Raw genomic sequence first — 19,064 nt, forward strand, 5'->3', positions numbered from 1 at the left:
AATGCTGCACACCTACAGATTTCGTGTGTCAGCTTGTTCACTTAACAATCTATTACGTGGCATAAAAATCATCTCAAAATGTCCACAATCCCTAAGCATTGTTATGCGCGCCCTCTCGCTTAGCAACATTTTATTAGCAAAAAGTTAAGGATTACATTAACGTGTCCAACTTATACGGCAATACATCAAGTAATGTATTGATCGTAAATGTAATGCCGATGTTATTTGGAAAATAACCCAAAAAATGAGAATGGAGAATCACAACATGATTAAGCTCGTTACTGGCACTATGACCGCCCTCTTGCTTAGCACTCAAGTGAATGCTGAGCCCCGCTATGTAACCATTGGCACCGGTGGTCAAACTGGGGTGTATTACACCGCAGGACAATCGGTGTGCCGTTTTCTTAACCGTGGCGCAGATGAGCATGACATTAAATGTAATGCCCCCTCATCAGCGGGCAGCGTAAGCAATATTGTTGCCTTACAAAACAAAGACTATGACTTTGGTTTTATTCAGTCTGATCACCAGTACAAAGCCATTGAAGGACAAGCTCCTTTCGATAAGAAGCCGGTAGACAATCTACGTGCCGTGTTCTCACTGCAAAGTGAAATCTTAACTGTAGTAGTGCGTAAAGACAGTAACATCAATAACTTAAGCGATTTAGAAGGCAAGCGGGTTAACATTGGCGTGCCTGGCTCTGGTAGCCGTGACACCTTTGACGAGCTAATGCAGGCTAACGGTTGGGATAAAGAGACTTTCTCTCTTGCCGCCGAGCTAAAACCTGCCGAAATGGCTGCCGCATTAGGGGATAACAACCTAGATGCCATTACTTATGTTGTGGGTCACCCCAGTGGTGCCATTCAAGAAGCGCTGACCACTGCCGATGCTAAGCTTATTCCAGTGACCGGTGACGGCGTTGATAAGCTGCTAGAAAAAGCCAGCTACTTTACTCGTGCGGACATTCCTGCCGGTTTATACCCAGGTGTAGATGAGCCGATTTCTTCTATTGGTGGCAAAGCCGTATTAGCAACCACTGAAGAAGCCGATCCGGAAGTCGTTTATCAGTTAGTAAAATCGGTGTTTGATAACCTAGACCGCTTTAAGCGTTTACACCCCGCTTTTGCCGATTTAAAGGCAGAAGACATGATCAGTGCCGGCATTACCGCGCCACTGCATGAAGGTGCTAAGCGTTACTACAAAGAGAAAGGCTGGCTATAACAGTCTCTTACCTACAATAGAGACTATAAGATAATTGCTTTCAGGCTTTCTGCCTAACTGATGTATTCTTATCATAAACCAAACCTCTTCTGTTACGTCAGAAGAGGTTTGTTCCTCTCTATTGCAACATTTTGATAGGTATACTCCCTATGTCAGAAAAAAAACTCTCCGTAGAGGAGCTGATTGCCCAAGATGTCGGCGCCCGAACTCCCGGCGGCATTATGGCCAAAGTGAGCGCAGGCTTAGCTCTATCGTGGTCATTATTTCAGCTCTGGATTGCTTCACCGCTACCTTTTATGGTTGGCTTTGGCGTATTCAACAGCACAGAAACACGTGCCATTCATTTAGCTTTTGCGTTGCTATTGGCGTTTTTAGTTTTTCCTGCATTTAAATCATCACCACGTAACCGCGTGCCCATCATCGACATTGCCATTGGCCTGATTGCCGCTGCCAGTGCCGCCTATTTGTTTATTTTCTATCAAGATTTGTCACAACGCCCTGGTAGCTTAACCACCGCCGACCTCACTACAGCCTGTGTGGGTATTGTGTTGTTACTGGAAGCGACTCGTCGTGCCTTAGGTCCGCCGTTAGCAATTATTGCGTTGGTATTTTTAGCCTACAGCCTGGCCGGACCCTACATGCCGAGCCTGTTGGCACACCGCGGTGTTACCTTCCATGCATTGGCTAATCACCAATGGATTACCACCGAGGGGGTGTTTGGTATTGCCCTAGGGGTATCTACCAGCTTTGTATTTTTGTTTGTGCTGTTTGGTGCGCTATTAGAACGTGCAGGGGCCGGTCATTATTTTATTCAGCTGGCCTTTAGCATGCTAGGACACTTGCGAGGAGGACCGGCCAAGGCTGCAGTAGTCGCCTCTGGTCTTACCGGTATGATCTCTGGCTCATCCATCGCCAACGTGGTCACCACGGGGACTTTTACTATTCCGATGATGAAGCGGACCGGGTTTTCTGCCGAAAAAGCTGGCGCCATTGAAGTGGCCTCGTCGGTCAACGGTCAGATCATGCCACCGGTGATGGGTGCTGCCGCCTTTTTGATGGTTGAATACATTGGCATGCCCTATGTCGAAATCATCAAGCACGCCTTCTTGCCGGCCGCTATTTCTTATATCGCCCTGCTGTATATTGTGCATCTTGAGTCACTTAAATTGGGCTTACAGCCCATTGGCGGTTATCAGCCAAAACCTTGGCTGCGTCGTTTAACTGGCTTTGCCTTTGGTGCAGCTCTTGTTAGTGGTTTGTCATTGGCGGTGTACTACGGGCTGGGCTGGCTTAAACCGGTGCTGGGCGATTATGTGTTAGAAGGCGTTGGCGTACTGCTTGCCATTGCCTACTTAGGCTTGCTGAAAATTGCCGCCAGTGTGGCACCGCTGCCACCAGAAGACCCTAATGCGCCATTAGACTCTTTGCCACAAACCCGTGCCGTATTGCTGTCTGGCCTGCACTTTTTGCTACCGGTCGTGGTACTGGTCTGGTGCTTGATGGTGGAGCGTTTATCACCGGGGTTGTCTGCCTTTTGGGGCAGCATGATGCTGGTGTTTATTTTGCTGACTCAGCGCCCACTACTTAGCTGGATGCGCACCGACGGTCAGCACGACCACGGTAACTTTGTAGATGGCCTGATCGACTTGCGTGAAGGCTTGCTGGCCGGTGCCCGCAACATGATTGGTATTGGTATTGCTACCGCCGCCGCTGGCCTGATAGTGGGTGCGGTATCGCAAACCGGTGTCGGCTTAGTGTTGGCCGATTTAGTCGAACTGCTGTCGATGGGCAACTTGCTGCTGATGCTAATATTGATCGCGGTGTTCAGCTTAGTGCTGGGCATGGGCTTGCCCACTACGGCTAACTATATTGTGGTATCTAGTTTGCTAGCGCCAGTTGTGGTAACACTCGGCCAGCAAAATGGCCTGATCGTGCCGCTAATCGCCGTGCATCTGTTCGTGTTCTACTTTGGCATTATGGCGGATGTCACTCCGCCCGTGGGGCTGGCTTCATTTGCCGCCGCCGCCGTCTCTAAAGGTGACCCCATTAAAACCGGTATTACCGCGTTTTATTACAGTTTACGCACCGCCGCTCTGCCCTTTTTGTTCATCTTCAACACCGATTTATTGCTGATTGATGTGAGCTTTTGGCATGGAGTATTGATCTTTATTATCTCTACCGCTGCCATGCTGATTTTTGCCGCCGGCACCCAAGGGTTTTTCTTGGTACGTAGTCGCTGGTACGAAGGACTACTGTTGCTGTTAGTCGCCTTTACTTTGTTCCGTCCAGGATTCTGGATTGATATGCTTCACGACCCTTACCGTGATATTGCACCGGCACAGCTGGTGCAGGTGATGGGCGATGTGGATGCAGAGAGTCAGCTACGCCTGCGTGTTAAGGGCATAGATGCGATAGGTGAACCTCAGGAGTTCAGTATGTTACTGCCGGTGCCATCCGGTGATACCGGTGCCGAGCGTCTGCAAAAGCTAGGCTTAATGCTGTATGAAGAAGACGGTAAGGTATTGGTTGATAGCGTGGCGTTTAACAGCCCCGCCGCCGATCTCGGTTTTGATTTTGACCAAGAGATACTGCTAGTAAGAGCCCCTACCGAACGTTGGCTTAAAGAGCTGATGTGGATCCCCGGCTTCTTAATATTGGCACTAGTGGTGTGGCTACAACGTCGTCGTCGACCAGCCGAAGACAGTAAACCACCACTCACTGCAACCACTTGATGCAACGTTGCTAAATATCACCTGCTAATAAAAAGCCCCAGCCCACCCGCTGGGGCTTTTTTATTAACAAAGATAAGGAAGCCGTACGCTATACGATACACGCGGTAAACCAAGGGAGTATCGTTTGTTCGGCTTTAATACCAATCACATTAAGTGTTTGGTCAGGTGTTGGGTCGGAACGTCTGAGGTAACACAGCCGCCTCCCATGACACGCTACGAGTACCTCCATGTAAGCTCGGACATGCCATCCTTGGCATGTCACGGTCGTGGGAGGCCATCTCTGTTACCTCTTTTTAAGCACCGAGTTGTCTGCTAACCCCACCAGCAGGCGGCTCCGTGGCATAGGGGCGGATAAAGGGTTCTACTCCACCGACCATCACATAACAGGGATGTTATGTATTTGAGCGCCACAGGGAGGTGCTTGCAGCGTGTCGGTGGAGTAGAGCCTTTGTTCGACCTTTACATGAAATAAAATCAGACCATTTGTTTAGTGTGATTGGTATGATTCGACCAAGAGCTAAAAGCAAGATACCGGATCAGGCCTGGTATGAGCCGAGAGCGGCGCCGTTTTATAAACAAAAAGCCCCTAACGCTATGCGGCAGGGGCTTCACTCTTGGTGATCGAACTTAAGTGTTAACCAAATATCTTAAAGCTATCCGCGTTTAGCCACAGGTGCGCCAAAATACTGGCCGCGTAGCCTAGAAAGATGGCCGGCGCCCACTTCAAGTGACCAAAAAAAGTATACATACCACGAGCTTGCCCCATAAGTGCAACGCCTGCCGCTGACCCTACAGATAATAAGCTACCGCCCACACCCGCAGTTAAAGTCACTAATAACCAGTTACCGTGCGACATTTCCGGCGCCATGGTCAACACGGCAAACATCACCGGAATATTATCGATCACCGCCGATGCCATCCCTAGGGCAATGTTGGCATATATAGCATCCCAACCGCCGTAAAGCACATCAGACATCAACGCTAAATAGCCCATAAAGCCAAGGCCACCGACACACATCACCACCCCATAAAAGAACAACAAGGTGTCCCACTCGGCGCGCGCTACTCGACTAAAGACATCAAACGGCACCACACTGCCTAAGCGTTTAAGGGCCTCTTCATCGCCACGCTTAGTTGCCATGACTTTTTGACGGGCCACCGACTGGGGTAGTGTCTTGCGCAGATAGTAACCAAAAAATTGCAGATAACCTAAGCCGGTCATCATGCCTAGCACCGGCGGCAAGCCTAACAAACTGTGACAAGCGACTGCCGTGGCAACGGTCAATAAAAATAAAAACACGATGCGAAAAGCACCCCGCTTTAATACTGCCTTCTCGTATACAGCAACCGGACAACGATTCTCAATAACGAAGCTCATAATAACGGCCGGCACTATATAGTTGAGCACGGCGGGAATAAACAGAATAAAAAACTCATTAAACTGAATAATACCGGCTTGCCATACCATCAAGGTAGTGATGTCACCAAACGGGCTAAACACGCCGCCGGCGTTGGCCGCAATTACAATATTAATACAACACAGGTTGATAAATTTCTTGTCACCTTCAGCCACTTTTATTACTACGGCACACATTAACAGCGCCGTGGTTAAGTTGTCCGCCACAGGTGAAATAAAGAAAGCCAGAATACCCGTTAACCAGAACAGCGACTTATAGCTGAAACCACGCCGTATCATCCAACTACGCAGTGCATCAAATAACCCCCGGTCTTCCATGGCACTGATGTACGTCATGGCAACCAGCAAGAACAGCAGTAACTCGGCATACTCTAATAAATTATGGCGAAAGGCTTCTTTAGGCAGATCACCAAAACCATGATTCACATAAGTCCAGCCAATGGCGACCCAAATGATACCGGCGGCCACTAACACCGGCTTAGACTTACGCAGGCCTAAAGATTCTTCCCCCATCACCAGCAGATAAGCAATGATAAAAATAATAACGGCAAAAATGCCAACCCATGAACTGGTTAAATCTAGCGGAGCCTCAGCCGCAAGCACTGAGGAGCTAAACATGGCTATCCCCCCCCCCAGAGTGAATAAGCACAGTTTCCTTTGCATTGTATTTTCTCGCTTTTGTTATTTTGGCTATAGCTACGACCGGGGGTTATTCTATGGTTACCCCTCGTTTGCAGATTAACATAAAGGCCATAGCAAGTTAGGTCGCATTATTTGGGGCCGCTCGCATTTTTATAATCAAAACTCGATGCATAGACACTAAGAGAGGGCTTTACCTCGTCACTTGCCCTTAGCCATAGCGCAGCTATGTAAGTTAATCGTCTAAAAGTAAATATTTAGTCTTGTTTTTTGCATTAATTTTCACGACTATGCACCTTTGAATCAGCGATTATAAGGGATTTTCCGTGCGCGATACCGATGCAGCTTTAGTCAAAGCCTTTCGTCAGTCTAGTCCTTACGTCAACCTTCACCGGGGCTCAACATTTGTGGTGATGTTAGGCGGCGAAGCCATCGATCAAGAAAATTTTCCCAACATTATTAGTGATATCGCGCTGTTAACTAGCCTTGGGATCCGACTGGTCATTGTGTTTGGTGCTCGCCCACAAATTGATCGGGGCTTGGCAGAAGCCAACCTTGAAAATGTATTTCATAAGCACTCTCGTGTAACAGACGAACACAGCTTTCGCATTATCAAAGATGTGTGCGGTGGCTTGCAGATGGACATAATGGCCCGTTTATCGATGGGCCTGATTAATACCCCAATGCAAAATGCGCGTATTAATGTGGTAACCGGCAACTTTGTTACCGCACAGCCACTAGGAATAGACGATGGCGTGGACTACCAACACTCGGGCCGTGTACGCCGCATTCATACCGACACCATTAATCATCAGCTCGCCAATGGAGCCACCGTGTTAATCTCGCCGATTGGTTTTTCGGTCACCGGCGAAAGCTTTAACTTGTCTTCTGAAGAGTTAGCACGCCGGCTTGCCATTGAGCTTAAAGCCACCAAGTTGATCGGTTTTTGCTCTCAGCGCGGCGTACTTGACGAAGAAGGCATGGCAATTCCAGAACTCTTCCCCGAAGAGGCTGAAGCGCATTTACAGCGCTTGATAGCCGAAGGCGATACCTTATCCGGCACGGCGCGTTACTTGCGCGCCGCCATTGCCAGTTGTCGTGCCGGCGTGCCCCGTAGCCACTTGGTAAGCTATAAAGAAGATGGCACGCTGATTCAAGAGCTATTTACTCGAGATGGCTTGGGCACCCAACTGGTCAACCAAAGTGCCGAGCAAGCCCGCCAGGCTCGCATTGACGACATTGGCGGTATTTTGGATTTAATCCGCCCATTAGAAGAAGACGGTATACTGGTTCGTCGCTCTCGTGAGCAGCTAGAAATGGAAGTAGACCAGTTCACCATTATTGAAAAAGACGGTGCTATTATTGGTTGTGCCGCCTTATATCCGTTTCCTGATGAGTCGATGGCCGAAATGGCCTGTGTGGCGATTCATCCCGATTACCGCCATGGAAACCGGGGCGACATGCTGCTAAAGAAAGTAGAAGATCAGGCAAAGAAGCGCGGCATGAGTCGGCTGTTTATTTTAACGACTCGCTCTATTCACTGGTTTAGAGAACGCGGTTTTGAGCCGGTAGATGTCGCCGCACTGCCCATGGGTAAACAAGCGCTGTATAATTATCAGCGTAAATCTAAAATTATGATGAAAGACTTAGTTTAACCCCGTGAATATACAAAGCTTTACGCTGTAAGTCGTACGCTATACGTAAGGCATAAAGCCTGTTGTCCGCCTCATGGTTTATATTCGTTATTATTACCTATTATCGCGCCTATCAAGGAGCTGCACTTGAGCCAGTTAACCGTTGCTAAATTTGGTGGAACCAGTGTTGTAGATGCCTACGCTATGCATCGCTGTGCCACTATTCTCGAACAAAACCCCGACACCCGTTTAGCGGTGCTTAGCGCAAGCTCTGGCGTCACCAACATCTTAGTGGCGCTAGCCTCGGGCGAAAACCAGCCCAGCGCTCGTGCGACGCTGCTGCAACAGTTAACCGATATTCAGCAAGGTATTCTGAACAGCTTAGACAAGCCCGAGACGCTGACCCGACATATCGAAGATATTCTGATTCATATTAAAGAGCTGGCCGACAGCGCGGCCATCAGCCCCACTAAAGCTTTGCACGATGAAATTGTCGCGCAAGGCGAGCTAATGTCGACCCGCCTGTTTGTGGAGCTATTGCGCCACCGTGGTACTCCAGCGGTATGGTTTGATGTGCGTAAGGTAATGCGCACCGACGATCGTTTTAGTCGTGCAACGCCCGACATGGCGACCCTGCAAGCTGAAGTTGAAAAAGAACTAAAGCCGTTATTCGATAATCAATTAGTGGTCACTCAAGGCTTTATTGGTGCAGCCCAAGACGGCCGTACCACCACACTGGGCCGAGGTGGCAGTGATTTTTCTGCGGCCTTACTGGCCGAAGCGTTAGAGGCGACGGCAGTACAAATTTGGACCGATGTAGCCGGTATTTACACCACAGACCCGCGTTTAGTGAGCGGAGCCCGTCCTCTTAGCGAAATCAGTTTCAGCGAAGCCTCAGAGATGGCGACCTTTGGCGCCAAAGTATTACACCCAGCAACCTTACAACCAGCCGTGCGCAAGCAAATTCCGGTATTTGTTGGTTCAAGTAAAGAACCTCAGGCGGGAGGAACTTGGATCCGCAATAGCACCGAAAGCCAACCGTTGTTTCGCGCCTTGGCGTTGCGTCGTAACCAAGTGTTACTCACGCTGACTAACCAAAGTATGTTTCAGGTACACGGCTTTTTAGCTGAAGTGTTTGGTATTTTAGCCAAACATAAAATTTCGGTTGATTTGATTACCACCTCGGTGATCAGTGTGTCGTTAACGCTAGACTCAGGGGCGGAGTCACTGACCGATGAAGTACGCGCCGAGCTGGACAAGCACTGTCACCTTCAAGTTGAAGAAGGCTTGGCCTTGGTGGCATTAATCGGCAATCGCATGAATGAAGTCAACGGCATTGGTACTCAGGTATTTAAGGCATTAGCAGAGGTTAACGTGCGCATGATCTGTTACGGCGCCAGCTCTCATAACTTGTGTTTCTTAATACCCGAAGACAATGCAGAACAGGTGCTTAACGACCTGCATGCAGAGTTACTACCTGAGTAAACAGCGCCGTAAGCCGTAAGCCGTAAGCCGTAAGCCAAAAGACTACCTTTAACTTACGGCGTACGCAAAGGACCACTTCCCAGCCCCCCTGCGTACCGATACGCTTCATCACGCCTAGGTAAGCTTGGCTTAAGTTTTGCGTACGACGAACAAACAGCTCCCCGAAGGGGATGGGCTTACCGCCTACCCAGAGGGCGTGGGTTCGTCCATTAGCTCACTAACGTGCACCTGAAAAGGAATGGTTTCATCCTCTCGCTGTAACAGTATCAACTGGTTTTTTGTATCCACTTCTAACACATAACCAGAGCTATCTGAGGTATGACAAATCATGCCCGGCCTCACTTCATGAATATCCATATTCACTCCCGTATACAAGTAGGCCTGTGCTTAGTACATGCTGAGAATATTCTCCCTTACACTTTTTACTCTTCACGCTCTTAACAACAAAAAGGCCAGCGCATTGCGCTGGCCTTAACGATTATTTCTTGCCTTTTTGCCGTTGTTCCCACTTGCCGTCGACATAATGGGCCGTCCAGCCGGTGGCTTTTTTCTCTATTTCAGTCATCACATACTGCTCTTTGTTTTTACGACTGAAACGGACTACCGCCTTATTGCCATCGGGGTCTTTAACCGGTGCTTCGGTCAGATACAAAAACTTAGGCGATAAGCGGTCTTTAAACTGTACCAGTTCTTCGACCAAGGGCGCACGCGTTTCCCGTGATTTAGGGAAGTTACTGGCCGCCATAAAGATGCCTGCCGCCCCATCGCGCAACACAAAATACGCGTCGGACTGAGTACACGGCAATTCAGGTAAATGCACCGGATCTTCTTTAGGCGGAGCCACTTCACCACTCTTTAAGATCTTACGGGTGTTTTTACACTCCTCGTTGGTGCACGCCATATACTTACCGAAACGTCCGGTTTTCAGCTGCATTTGCGCTTCACAACGATCGCAATCAATAATCGGACCTTCATAGCCCTTTAGCTTAAACTGCCCTTCTTCTAGCTCGTAGCCTTCGCAGTCGGGATTTTGGCCACACACATGCAATTTACGCTTATCATCAATCAAATAAGCATCCATGGCGGTACCGCATTTATGACAGCGATGCTTAGCACGCAGGGCATCAGTTTCAGCTTCTTCGTCATTGGCCAGCACAAACTCATCACCAGGTATTAGGTTAATGGTTTGCTTGCACCGCTCTTTAGGCGGTAGTGCATAGCCAGAACAGCCTAAAAACACCCCGGTGCTGGCGGTACGAATGCCCATTTCTCGATGACAAGTTGGGCATTCAATATCGGTAAGCACCATTTCATTGGTGCGCATACCGCCCTCATCTGCCGGCTGCTCGGCCTTACCCAGCTCTTCGCTAAATTCGGCGTAAAACGCATCCAATACCTGAGTCCAGTTCAGCTCACCGTGAGCAATTTCATCCAGCTTACTCTCCATTTGCGCGGTAAAGTCGTAGTTCATCAGCTCGGCAAAGCTTTCTTGCAGCCGGTCAGCCACAATTTCACCCATTTTTTCGGCATAAAATCGACGGCTTTCTACCTTCACATAGCCCCGATCTTGAATGGTCGAGATAATCGACGCATACGTTGAAGGCCGGCCAATACCGCGTTTTTCTAGCTCTCGTACCAAGGCCGCTTCACTAAAGCGCGCAGGTGGCTTGGTAAAGTGCTGTTTAGGGTCAAGCTGCTCGAGATTAAGCACTTCGCCAGCTTGTACTGCCGGTAGCACTGTGTCTTCACCTTTGCGGCCGGTAGCGGCTTCTTGTACCTTGGTCCAACCGGCAAAGCGCAAGATACGTCCACGGGCTTTTAGCTCGTAATCATCTGCTTTTACCTTAATGGTGGTGCTGTCGTACAGGGCCGGCACCATTTGGCAGGCCACAAACTGACGCCAAATTAGGTCGTATAAACGCTTGGCATCAGCTTCCATGCCATCTAGTTGGCTGACACTGAGTGTGACGTCAGACGGACGAATGGCTTCGTGCGCTTCCTGCGCATTGGCCTTAGCACTGTACACATTCGGATCTTCTGGCAAATAGCTGGGGCCATATTGCTCTTGAATATAATCACGGGCGCTGGCCACGGCTTCTTGGCTTAAGTTAGTAGAGTCGGTTCGCATATAAGTAATGTAACCGGCTTCATACAAGCGCTGGGCCAGCATCATGGTGCGCTTTACACCAAAGCTGAGTCGAGTGCTGGCAGCCTGCTGTAGAGTAGAGGTAATAAACGGCGCCGGAGGCTTGCTTTGGGTAGGTTTATCATCTCGCGAGGCCACTTCAAAGCGACTGGCTTTAAGGGTGGCTACCGCTGCCATGGCGTCTTGCTCGTTATCAGGTCTAAATTCTTTGCCTTGATATTTAGCCACCGCCATCGACAGCGCCAGCTTTTTATCGTTGCTTAACTCGGCCTGTATATCCCAGTACTCTTCGGGTACGAACGCTTTTATTTCACGTTCTTTTTCTACTAACAAACGCACCGCAACCGACTGCACTCGTCCGGCAGACAAGCCACGGGCCACTTTTTTCCACAGCAGCGGCGATACCATATAGCCCACTACTCGGTCTAAAAAGCGACGTGCTTGCTGCGCGTTTACGCGATTTTGGTTTAGTTCCGACGGCTGACTAAATGCATCTTGAATGGCCGACTTAGTGATCTCGTTAAATACTACCCGCTTAAAGCGCGAATCGTCACCACCGATCAGCTCTTTTAGGTGCCAAGCAATGGCTTCCCCTTCGCGGTCCAAATCCGTTGCGAGATAAATGATGTCAGCTTTCTCGGCAAGTGCCTGCAGCTCGGTAACCACTTTCTCTTTACCGGGCAGCACCTGATAGTTGGCTTTCCAGCCATTATTAGGATCTATGCCCATGCGCGTAATCAGCGCTTTTTGTTCTTTTTGTTGCTTGAGTTTGGCTTTTGCTTCCGGACTCAGCGACTTAGTGTCTGTTTTTTTGGCCGGCGCTTTTTTAGCGACGGAAGAACCAGCAGTGGGGAGATCCCGCACATGACCGACACTGGATTTGACGATGAAGTCTTTACCCAGATATTTGTTGATGGTTTTTGCCTTAGCAGGCGATTCCACTATAACCAGCGATTTACTCATAAAGCGCGTTTAAATCCTTAAGGTCTGGCCCGCATTCGGGGTCCGGCGGCAAGGTAATGACGGCTGTATAAGTGAAAACGCCGTAAAATGCAAATTTGCCAAGCTAGTGCCGGAAAAAAATTAATTGAATTTATATGTACTTATTAACGCCTTGATACCCGCAAGAATCAACCGCTTTTTTGATAACCTTGCTTGTTAGACCGCTTTTTATGCATTGTTACCATAAACAGAGGGGCAGTTGTTAATGTTAGGTTACAACTAACAGATAAATCCACCTATACTGGCTCGCGGTTACATTTTTAAGCGCCGAGAGCATAAAGAACATCTATGGAGGACAGAGTAATGACACCGTGTATAAAGGTACAGGGCGAAGCAAACTTTGATGGTTTGGTGGGTCCCACTCACAATTACGCTGGTTTGTCTTACGGCAATGTCGCCTCACAGCATAATGCCCATGAGCATTCCAACCCAAAGCAAGCCGCTAAGCAAGGGCTGCAGAAAATGCAGTCATTGCGCGACCTCGGTTTGGTACAAGGCGTCTTAGCCCCCCAAGAGCGTCCAGACATGCTAACCCTGCGCCGACTGGGCTTTAGCGGCAATGACACCCAAGTGCTAGAGAAAGCCTATCGCGAAAGCCCTGCTCTACTGGCGGCTTGCTGTTCAGCCTCGAGCATGTGGACCGCGAATGCCGCCACCGTGTCCCCCAGTGCAGATACTCAAGATGGCCGCGTACATTTCACCCCAGCAAATCTCACTAATAAATTTCATCGCTCTATTGAGCATGAGGTAACAGGCCGTATCTTGAGTCGGGTATTTGCAGACGATCAGTATTTTTGTCACCACCCCGCACTGCCGGCCAACGATGCGTTTGGTGACGAGGGCGCGGCCAATCATACTCGTCTGTGTGCCGACTACGGCAAGCCAGGGCTGGAATTGTTCGTGTATGGACGTAGCGCCTTTGACTCCAGTCTGCCAGCACCCACACGCTATCCGGCTCGCCAAACATTAGAAGCATCTCGTGCCGTGGCTCGCCTACATGGCTTGGCTGATCACTCATCTATTTTTATTGCGCAAAATCCGACCGTTATCGACCAAGGAGTATTTCATAATGATGTGATTGCGGTGGGTAATCAAAATGTGCTGTTCTACCATCAAGCTGCCTTCTTGGACACGCAGACGACGTTACACAATATTCGGCAAAAAATGCCGAGCACAACGCTACATTTTATTGAGGTATCTGAGGCACAAGTACCGCTCGCTGATGCCATTAATAGCTATTTATTCAACACCCAAATTGTCACTCTCAAACCCGGTCATATGGCGCTTATTGCGCCCACGGAATGTGCTGAAAATGCCCGCGTAAAAGCGTACTTAGACACTCTGCCCGACTTAAATACGCCGATCAAAGAAGTACATTTTATTGATGTAAAACAAAGCATGCGCAACGGCGGAGGGCCTGCCTGCTTACGATTAAGAGTGGCATTAAATGAGGCTGAATTGGCAGCGACTAATCCGGCGTGCTTAATGAATGAGGCGCTGTTTACACGCCTTAATCGGTGGGTTGACCTGCATTATCGCGATCGTCTTAGTGTGAATGACTTACGAGATCCTACCCTATTGCACGAGTCGCGCACCGCATTGGATGAGCTCACGCAAATTCTACAGCTAGGTACCGTGTATCCGTTTCAGCGTTAACATGTGAAGAGTGAAGAGTGAAGGGTGATATGACTTTAACCTAAGAGCCAAAGCCTAAGAGCTACTTTTGCCACCGGATCCACGGAAAAACACGGACGTAAAAACAGCCAAAAGGTGAAAAAGGCCTTTTTATTTATAAAATATTAACATCTAGGAATTTTAGATCTTATCTCATCTTAATTTTTCCGTGGGTTCCGTGGATTCCGTGGCAAAGAAGTATTTAGTCTTTTTTAGTTAGCTAAACGGGCGTTGGCCGGCTTCCATTAGTTTTGCCATTGCACGACTCACGCCCATTTCAGCCGCCTTGCCCAGCTTGTGCTTTAAGCTTTGCTTAGGGGCAAAGTGCAGGCGGATAACTCGTTTATGCTCACTTTGCGCCAGCAAATACTCACTGCTAGTAGACAGCTCATCAACCAAACCAAGCTCTTTAGCATCGGTTGCCAGCCAATGCTCACCGGTAGCCACTTTGTCTAGCGCCAGTGCGGGGCGGTTTTGGGCAATAAAGTCTTTAAAGCGGTGATGGATTACCTCTAGCTCTTCGCGAAACTTAGCGCGCCCTTCATCGTCATTTTCACCAAATAAGGTCAGGGTGCGCTTATAGGCACCAGCCGTGTGTAACTCAACGTCGATGTCTTTGCTCTTCAGAAATTTATTGAAGTTAGGCATTTGTGCCACTACGCCAATGGAGCCCACAATAGCAAAAGGTGCCGCTATAATTCGCTCGGCGACACAAGCCATCATGTAACCGCCGCTGGCGGCCACTTTATCGACGGCCACCGTCAGGTGCAGACCCTTGGCTTTCAATCGCGCTAACTCAGCTGCACCTAACCCATAGCCATGTACGACACCGCCACCAGACTCAAGACGCAGCAAAACATCATCGCCCTCTTTTGCCAGTTGCAGCAATCCGGTAATTTCGCGACTTAAGCCACTCACCTCGTGGGCGTCCATGCTGCCTTTAAAATCCAGCACATAGAGCCGAGCAATAGACTCGGTTTGTTTCTTTTCAGCCTTAGCTGCTTGTTTAAATTGTTGTTTAAGAGCTTTGCGCTCGTTATCGTTGGCCGCCGTAGCCAACTGTAATTGCTGCTGCTGGCGGCGTAAATCGGCACTCAAATCTTCTATTTCTAGCTTATCGCCACTGCTTTTTTTCCGTGTAGCCGTGCCTGCAATTAACGCGACTATCACACCAATGGCGACAACCCAAGTGATTGCTTTGGCAGCAAACAGGCCATATTCATATAAAAATTCCAGCATGATGTTTCCTTCAGATAGCACTATTTAGCCAAGTTAATACTCCATTGTAAAAGTCTTGGCCGAGAACACCAATGGCCTTTTTACCTTGATTTTGGCTTTCAGCACTAGCATCCCTGCTCAGAGTCTGGTTTGATCGGAGTTACTAACGATTATCAAGAGACAAAGCCGATATGCATAACTATCAAGCAGCTGCTGATTTACTTAACGAAAAAGTGATTTTAATCACCGGCGCCGGCGACGGTATCGGCCGCCAAGCCGCCTTATATTATGGGGCCCATGGCGCCACCGTGGTGCTGTTAGGTAGAACCGTGAGCAAACTAGAAGCCGTGTACGACGAGCTGGTTGCCCAAGGTAGCCCGGAGCCTGCAATTATTCCGCTCGATCTAGAAGGCGCAACGAAAGATCATTACCAACAGATGGCCGAAACGTTGAAACAGCAGTTTGGTCGCCTAGATGGGGTGCTGTTTAACGCCGGTCATTTAAGCGTGCTCGGTCCATTTAATATGATTGGCGAAGATGAGTGGGACAAGGTGATGCAAATTAACCTCAAGTCGCAGTTTTTAATGACTCAAGCTCTGCTGCCATTGTTAAAAGCCACCGAGCAGGCTTCTATTATTTACACCAGCTCGGGTGTGGGTAAACAAGGTCGCGCCTACTGGGGCAGCTATGCCATTTCAAAGTTTGCCACCGAAGGCATGATGCAGGTGCTGGCCGATGAGCTCAGCAATACTCAGGTGCGAGTTAACTGTATTAACCCCGGAGCTACTCGCACCGATATGCGCTCGCGGGCATATCCTGGTGAAGATCCCGCCACCCTGCGTACACCTGAGCAAATTATGCCGCTTTATCTGTATTTAATGGGCTCGGATAGCCAAGAGATCAGTGGCCAATCCCTTGATGCTCAGCCAGATAAGTTGCGCCCTGCGTCTTGATAAACACCGGCCGGAAGTCGGCCTTTATTATGGGCTCAGATATGTGTTCTGAGCTTCTCGTCAAAAGGATATGACAAGCCATGTATCGTCCCAAAAGTACGGTAGAGCAATGGCGGATATTTCAGGCGGTGGTCGACCATGGCGGTTATGCACAAGCCGCAGAAGTACTGAATAAAAGCCAGTCTTCCTTAAACCATGCGGTAGCAAAATTGCAGCAAGGATTAGGGGTAGCACTATTGGAAGTAAAAGGCCGTAAGGCTTTTCTCACTCCAGAAGGCGAGGTGTTTTTACGCCGTTCACGCAAGCTCACCCAGGGTATAGAAGAACTGGAATTACTGGCGGATATATTAGCCAGCGGCTGGGAGCCTATTTTACGCTTAGTAATAGAAGCCTCTTTGCCACGACAGCCTTTGTATCAAGCATTAGCTGAATTTTCTGGGCGATCACGAGGGTGTCGAATTCATTTAATTGAAGCTCAACCCTCTGGATGTAAGGCGGTGGTTGACAAACGGGCCGCCGACTTGGTGTTTGCCAGTCGTGCTTTTAGCGGCGTGACCTGTCTGCCACTGACCACCACTGTGTATGTACCCGTTTGCTCACCAGAACACCGGTTGGCGGGGCTAAATGAGGTCAGCCCTCACGAGCTTGAACGAGAGCTAGAGCTAGTACTCGCAGAAAGCAACGAGACTGAAGAAGGCTGGGAGGGCACAGAGCAACCTTGGGTTATTAACCACCTGCACGATACGCTGTCTTTACTGCGCCGAGGTGTTGGTTTTGCTTGGTTGCCGCACGATGTGGTGGCTCCATTAGTTGAGAGCAATACACTCACCCGCCTCACCATGGCCAATCAAGTGCAACGTAAGCGTTTTACGCATTTAATATTGCCACGCTCAACGCCTCCAGGCCCGGCAGCTAGCCTGCTGCTAACGCTAATCCGCCATCATTATGGCCTACCCGATGACAACACCGCCAACGCTTGATCTTGCCAGCTGCCAAGCGCTTCCTTATGCTAAACCCCTTACTGTTGACAAGGACCCCCAATGTTTGATTTTGATCAGTGGATAGACCGTCGCCCTACCCGCGCACTTAAGTGGCTAAAATACGAAGGCACCGATATCTTGCCCATGTGGGTCGCGGATACCGAATTTAAAGCGCCCCCCGCAGTGATTAAGGCATTAGCTGAGCGCGTTGAGCACGGAATTTTTGGCTATAGTCGCCCCAGCTCCCAGTTAACTGAGCTGATCATCAAGCGCATGGCCGACCGCTATAACTGGCAAATAGAAGCCGACTGGCTGGTCTATATGCCCGGTGTGGTACCTGCACTCAACCTTGTCTGCGATACCTTTACTGAACCTACTAGTAATATTATTACTGCCAAGCCAATTTATTACCCGTTCTTGCAGGCACCCGGCTTTCATGGTCGCAAGGCCGCTTATGTAGATATGGTAGAAAAAGATGGCCGTTGGTTGCTAGATTTAGAGCAGCTAGAGCAGCAAGCCCAAAACAGTGATCTGTTTTTATTGTGTAACCCGCACAACCCGGGTGGCACTATTTATACTCAAGCAGAATTATTGGCGATTAACGAAATTGCCGAGCGCCATAATGTGATTGTCTGCTCAGACGAAATTCACTGTGATCTGCTGCTTGACGAAGGCAAACCACATATTCCCTATGCAGCTGTTAACGCCGATGCCGCTAGCCGCAGCGTGATTTTAATGGCGCCGAGCAAAACCTTTAACATTGCCGGCTTGTGCTGCTCGTTTGCCATTATCCCTAACCCTGAACTGCGCAACCGCTTTACCCGAGCCGCTCGCGGTATTATGGCCGATGTGAATCTACTGGGATTTGTGGCCGCAGAAGCCGCATATCAGGACGGTGACGAATGGCTAGCCGCACAGTTAGTATATCTGCGCCAAAACCGTGACTTGCTGGTAGAGCGCCTTAATCAAGTGCCTGGCGTTAAAGTGTTATCCCCTGAGGCAACGTATTTAGCCTGGATTGATATTAGTGCGCTTGAGTTGGACGATCCGGTGGGCTTTTTTGAACAAGCCGGCGTGGGTGTTTCATCCGGTGGCCAATTTGGTGGCAGCAACTTTATCCGCCTCAACTTCGGCTGCCCGCGCGCCATGCTAGAACAAGCACTGGATCGCATGATTACGGCAATAGCACAGCGCTAAGTCACACCGACACTTCTGCACGCTGTAAAAACGCCACTTAGCATTAAGCGGCGTTTTTTTGTGTCATCTGATAATAAATAAAAAAATATTCAAGACTAAAGACTTTCTCGCAACGGAATCCACAAAACCCACGGAAAAATGGCAATGGATTTTATTGGTAAGACCAACTCCTTCGGGAAGCGCTCGACTAATACCAATCCCACTAAATATTTGATCTATTTTAAAGCTTGGAGTGTTAGAGGCAACAGAGCCTCCTCCCACGACGCGCCATAAACCGCTCGGGAAATGCCGTCCTTGGCATTTCACGGTCGTGGGAGGCGATCTCCGTTACCTCTTTGCAAGCATCGAGTTGCCTGTAGACAACGTCATCAGTCACCTGAGGGATATAGGAGAGGATGAAGGGCACTGCTCCACCGACCATCACATGACAAGGATGTCATGTGTTTGAGCGCCACATGGATGTGCTTGCAGCGTGTCGGTGGAGTAGGCCGTTTATCCGACCTTTATAGGAAGTAAAAGCAGACTACTTATTTATTGGTATAATACTACCTTGTAGCCCTGCGCTACTGGCGCGATAGAGCTGGATGGTTAGTCATTAAATTTAACTTATGGTTTAAGCTTTACTTTAGGCCTTACTAATAAATAATTTCAGATTTGCTCTCTATTTTTCCGTGGATTCTGTGGGTTCCGTGGCAAAAATAGGTTTGGATTTGATTTTTAGGTTTAATTTCGTTTTCTTCACCTGAAACACAAAAAAGGCCTTGCTTT

12 protein-coding genes are annotated in these 19,064 nt (G+C 49.0%); 8 read left to right on the forward strand and 4 right to left on the reverse strand.

What is annotated here, in order from left to right:
- The first annotated feature begins 265 nt into the window (after positions 1-265).
- Positions 266-1,219, forward strand: a complete 954-nt coding sequence (locus ACFQ1C_RS09225) for a TAXI family TRAP transporter solute-binding subunit (protein WP_379558313.1) — start codon at positions 266-268, stop codon at positions 1,217-1,219.
- Positions 1,220-1,368: 149 nt separating this feature from the next.
- Positions 1,369-3,951 carry a TRAP transporter permease gene (locus ACFQ1C_RS09230; RefSeq protein WP_379558314.1) on the forward strand — a complete coding sequence of 861 codons (2,583 nt, stop codon included), beginning with the start codon at positions 1,369-1,371 and terminating at the stop codon, positions 3,949-3,951.
- 634 nt (positions 3,952-4,585) lie between these two features.
- Here ACFQ1C_RS09230 and nhaD read toward each other — a convergent pair.
- Positions 4,586-6,031 (reverse strand): sodium:proton antiporter NhaD, encoded by a 1,446-nt coding sequence (nhaD, locus tag ACFQ1C_RS09235; RefSeq protein WP_379558315.1) that lies wholly within the window; start codon positions 6,029-6,031, stop codon positions 4,586-4,588.
- A gap of 302 nt (positions 6,032-6,333) precedes the next feature.
- Between nhaD and argA the strand changes: the two genes are divergently transcribed.
- Positions 6,334-7,662: an amino-acid N-acetyltransferase gene (gene argA / locus ACFQ1C_RS09240; RefSeq protein WP_379558316.1), complete on the forward strand. Its 1,329-nt coding sequence runs from the start codon at positions 6,334-6,336 to the stop codon at positions 7,660-7,662.
- A 126-nt stretch (positions 7,663-7,788) separates the two neighbouring features.
- Positions 7,789-9,126: a lysine-sensitive aspartokinase 3 gene (gene lysC, locus ACFQ1C_RS09245; protein ID WP_379558317.1), complete on the forward strand. Its 1,338-nt coding sequence runs from the start codon at positions 7,789-7,791 to the stop codon at positions 9,124-9,126.
- 183 nt (positions 9,127-9,309) lie between these two features.
- Here the strand turns inward: lysC and ACFQ1C_RS09250 are convergent, their stop codons facing one another.
- Both ACFQ1C_RS09250 and topA read right to left on the reverse strand, forming a co-directional pair.
- Positions 9,310-9,483, reverse strand: a complete 174-nt coding sequence (locus ACFQ1C_RS09250) for a hypothetical protein (protein WP_379558318.1) — start codon at positions 9,481-9,483, stop codon at positions 9,310-9,312.
- A gap of 121 nt (positions 9,484-9,604) precedes the next feature.
- Positions 9,605-12,235, reverse strand: a complete 2,631-nt coding sequence (topA, locus tag ACFQ1C_RS09255) for a type I DNA topoisomerase (protein WP_379558319.1) — start codon at positions 12,233-12,235, stop codon at positions 9,605-9,607.
- A gap of 342 nt (positions 12,236-12,577) precedes the next feature.
- Between topA and astB the strand changes: the two genes are divergently transcribed.
- Positions 12,578-13,930, forward strand: coding sequence for an N-succinylarginine dihydrolase (gene astB, locus ACFQ1C_RS09260; RefSeq protein ID WP_379558320.1), 1,353 nt, complete (start codon positions 12,578-12,580; stop codon positions 13,928-13,930).
- A gap of 234 nt (positions 13,931-14,164) precedes the next feature.
- Here the strand turns inward: astB and sohB are convergent, their stop codons facing one another.
- Entirely contained in the window at positions 14,165-15,184 is a 1,020-nt protein-coding gene (sohB, locus tag ACFQ1C_RS09265) for a protease SohB (RefSeq protein WP_379558408.1), read from the reverse strand.
- A 173-nt stretch (positions 15,185-15,357) separates the two neighbouring features.
- Between sohB and ACFQ1C_RS09270 the strand changes: the two genes are divergently transcribed.
- From ACFQ1C_RS09270 to ACFQ1C_RS09280, 3 genes are all read left to right on the forward strand, one after another.
- Positions 15,358-16,119, forward strand: coding sequence for a YciK family oxidoreductase (locus tag ACFQ1C_RS09270; RefSeq protein WP_379558321.1), 762 nt, complete (start codon positions 15,358-15,360; stop codon positions 16,117-16,119).
- A gap of 80 nt (positions 16,120-16,199) precedes the next feature.
- Entirely contained in the window at positions 16,200-17,099 is a 900-nt protein-coding gene (locus ACFQ1C_RS09275; protein WP_379558322.1) for a LysR family transcriptional regulator, read from the forward strand.
- Positions 17,100-17,159: 60 nt separating this feature from the next.
- Positions 17,160-18,296 carry a MalY/PatB family protein gene (locus tag ACFQ1C_RS09280; protein ID WP_379558323.1) on the forward strand — a complete coding sequence of 379 codons (1,137 nt, stop codon included), beginning with the start codon at positions 17,160-17,162 and terminating at the stop codon, positions 18,294-18,296.
- Positions 18,297-19,064: the final 768 nt, after the last annotated feature.

Source organism: Oceanisphaera ostreae (assembly GCF_042676125.1).
Classification (GTDB): domain Bacteria; phylum Pseudomonadota; class Gammaproteobacteria; order Enterobacterales; family Aeromonadaceae; genus Oceanimonas; species Oceanimonas ostreae.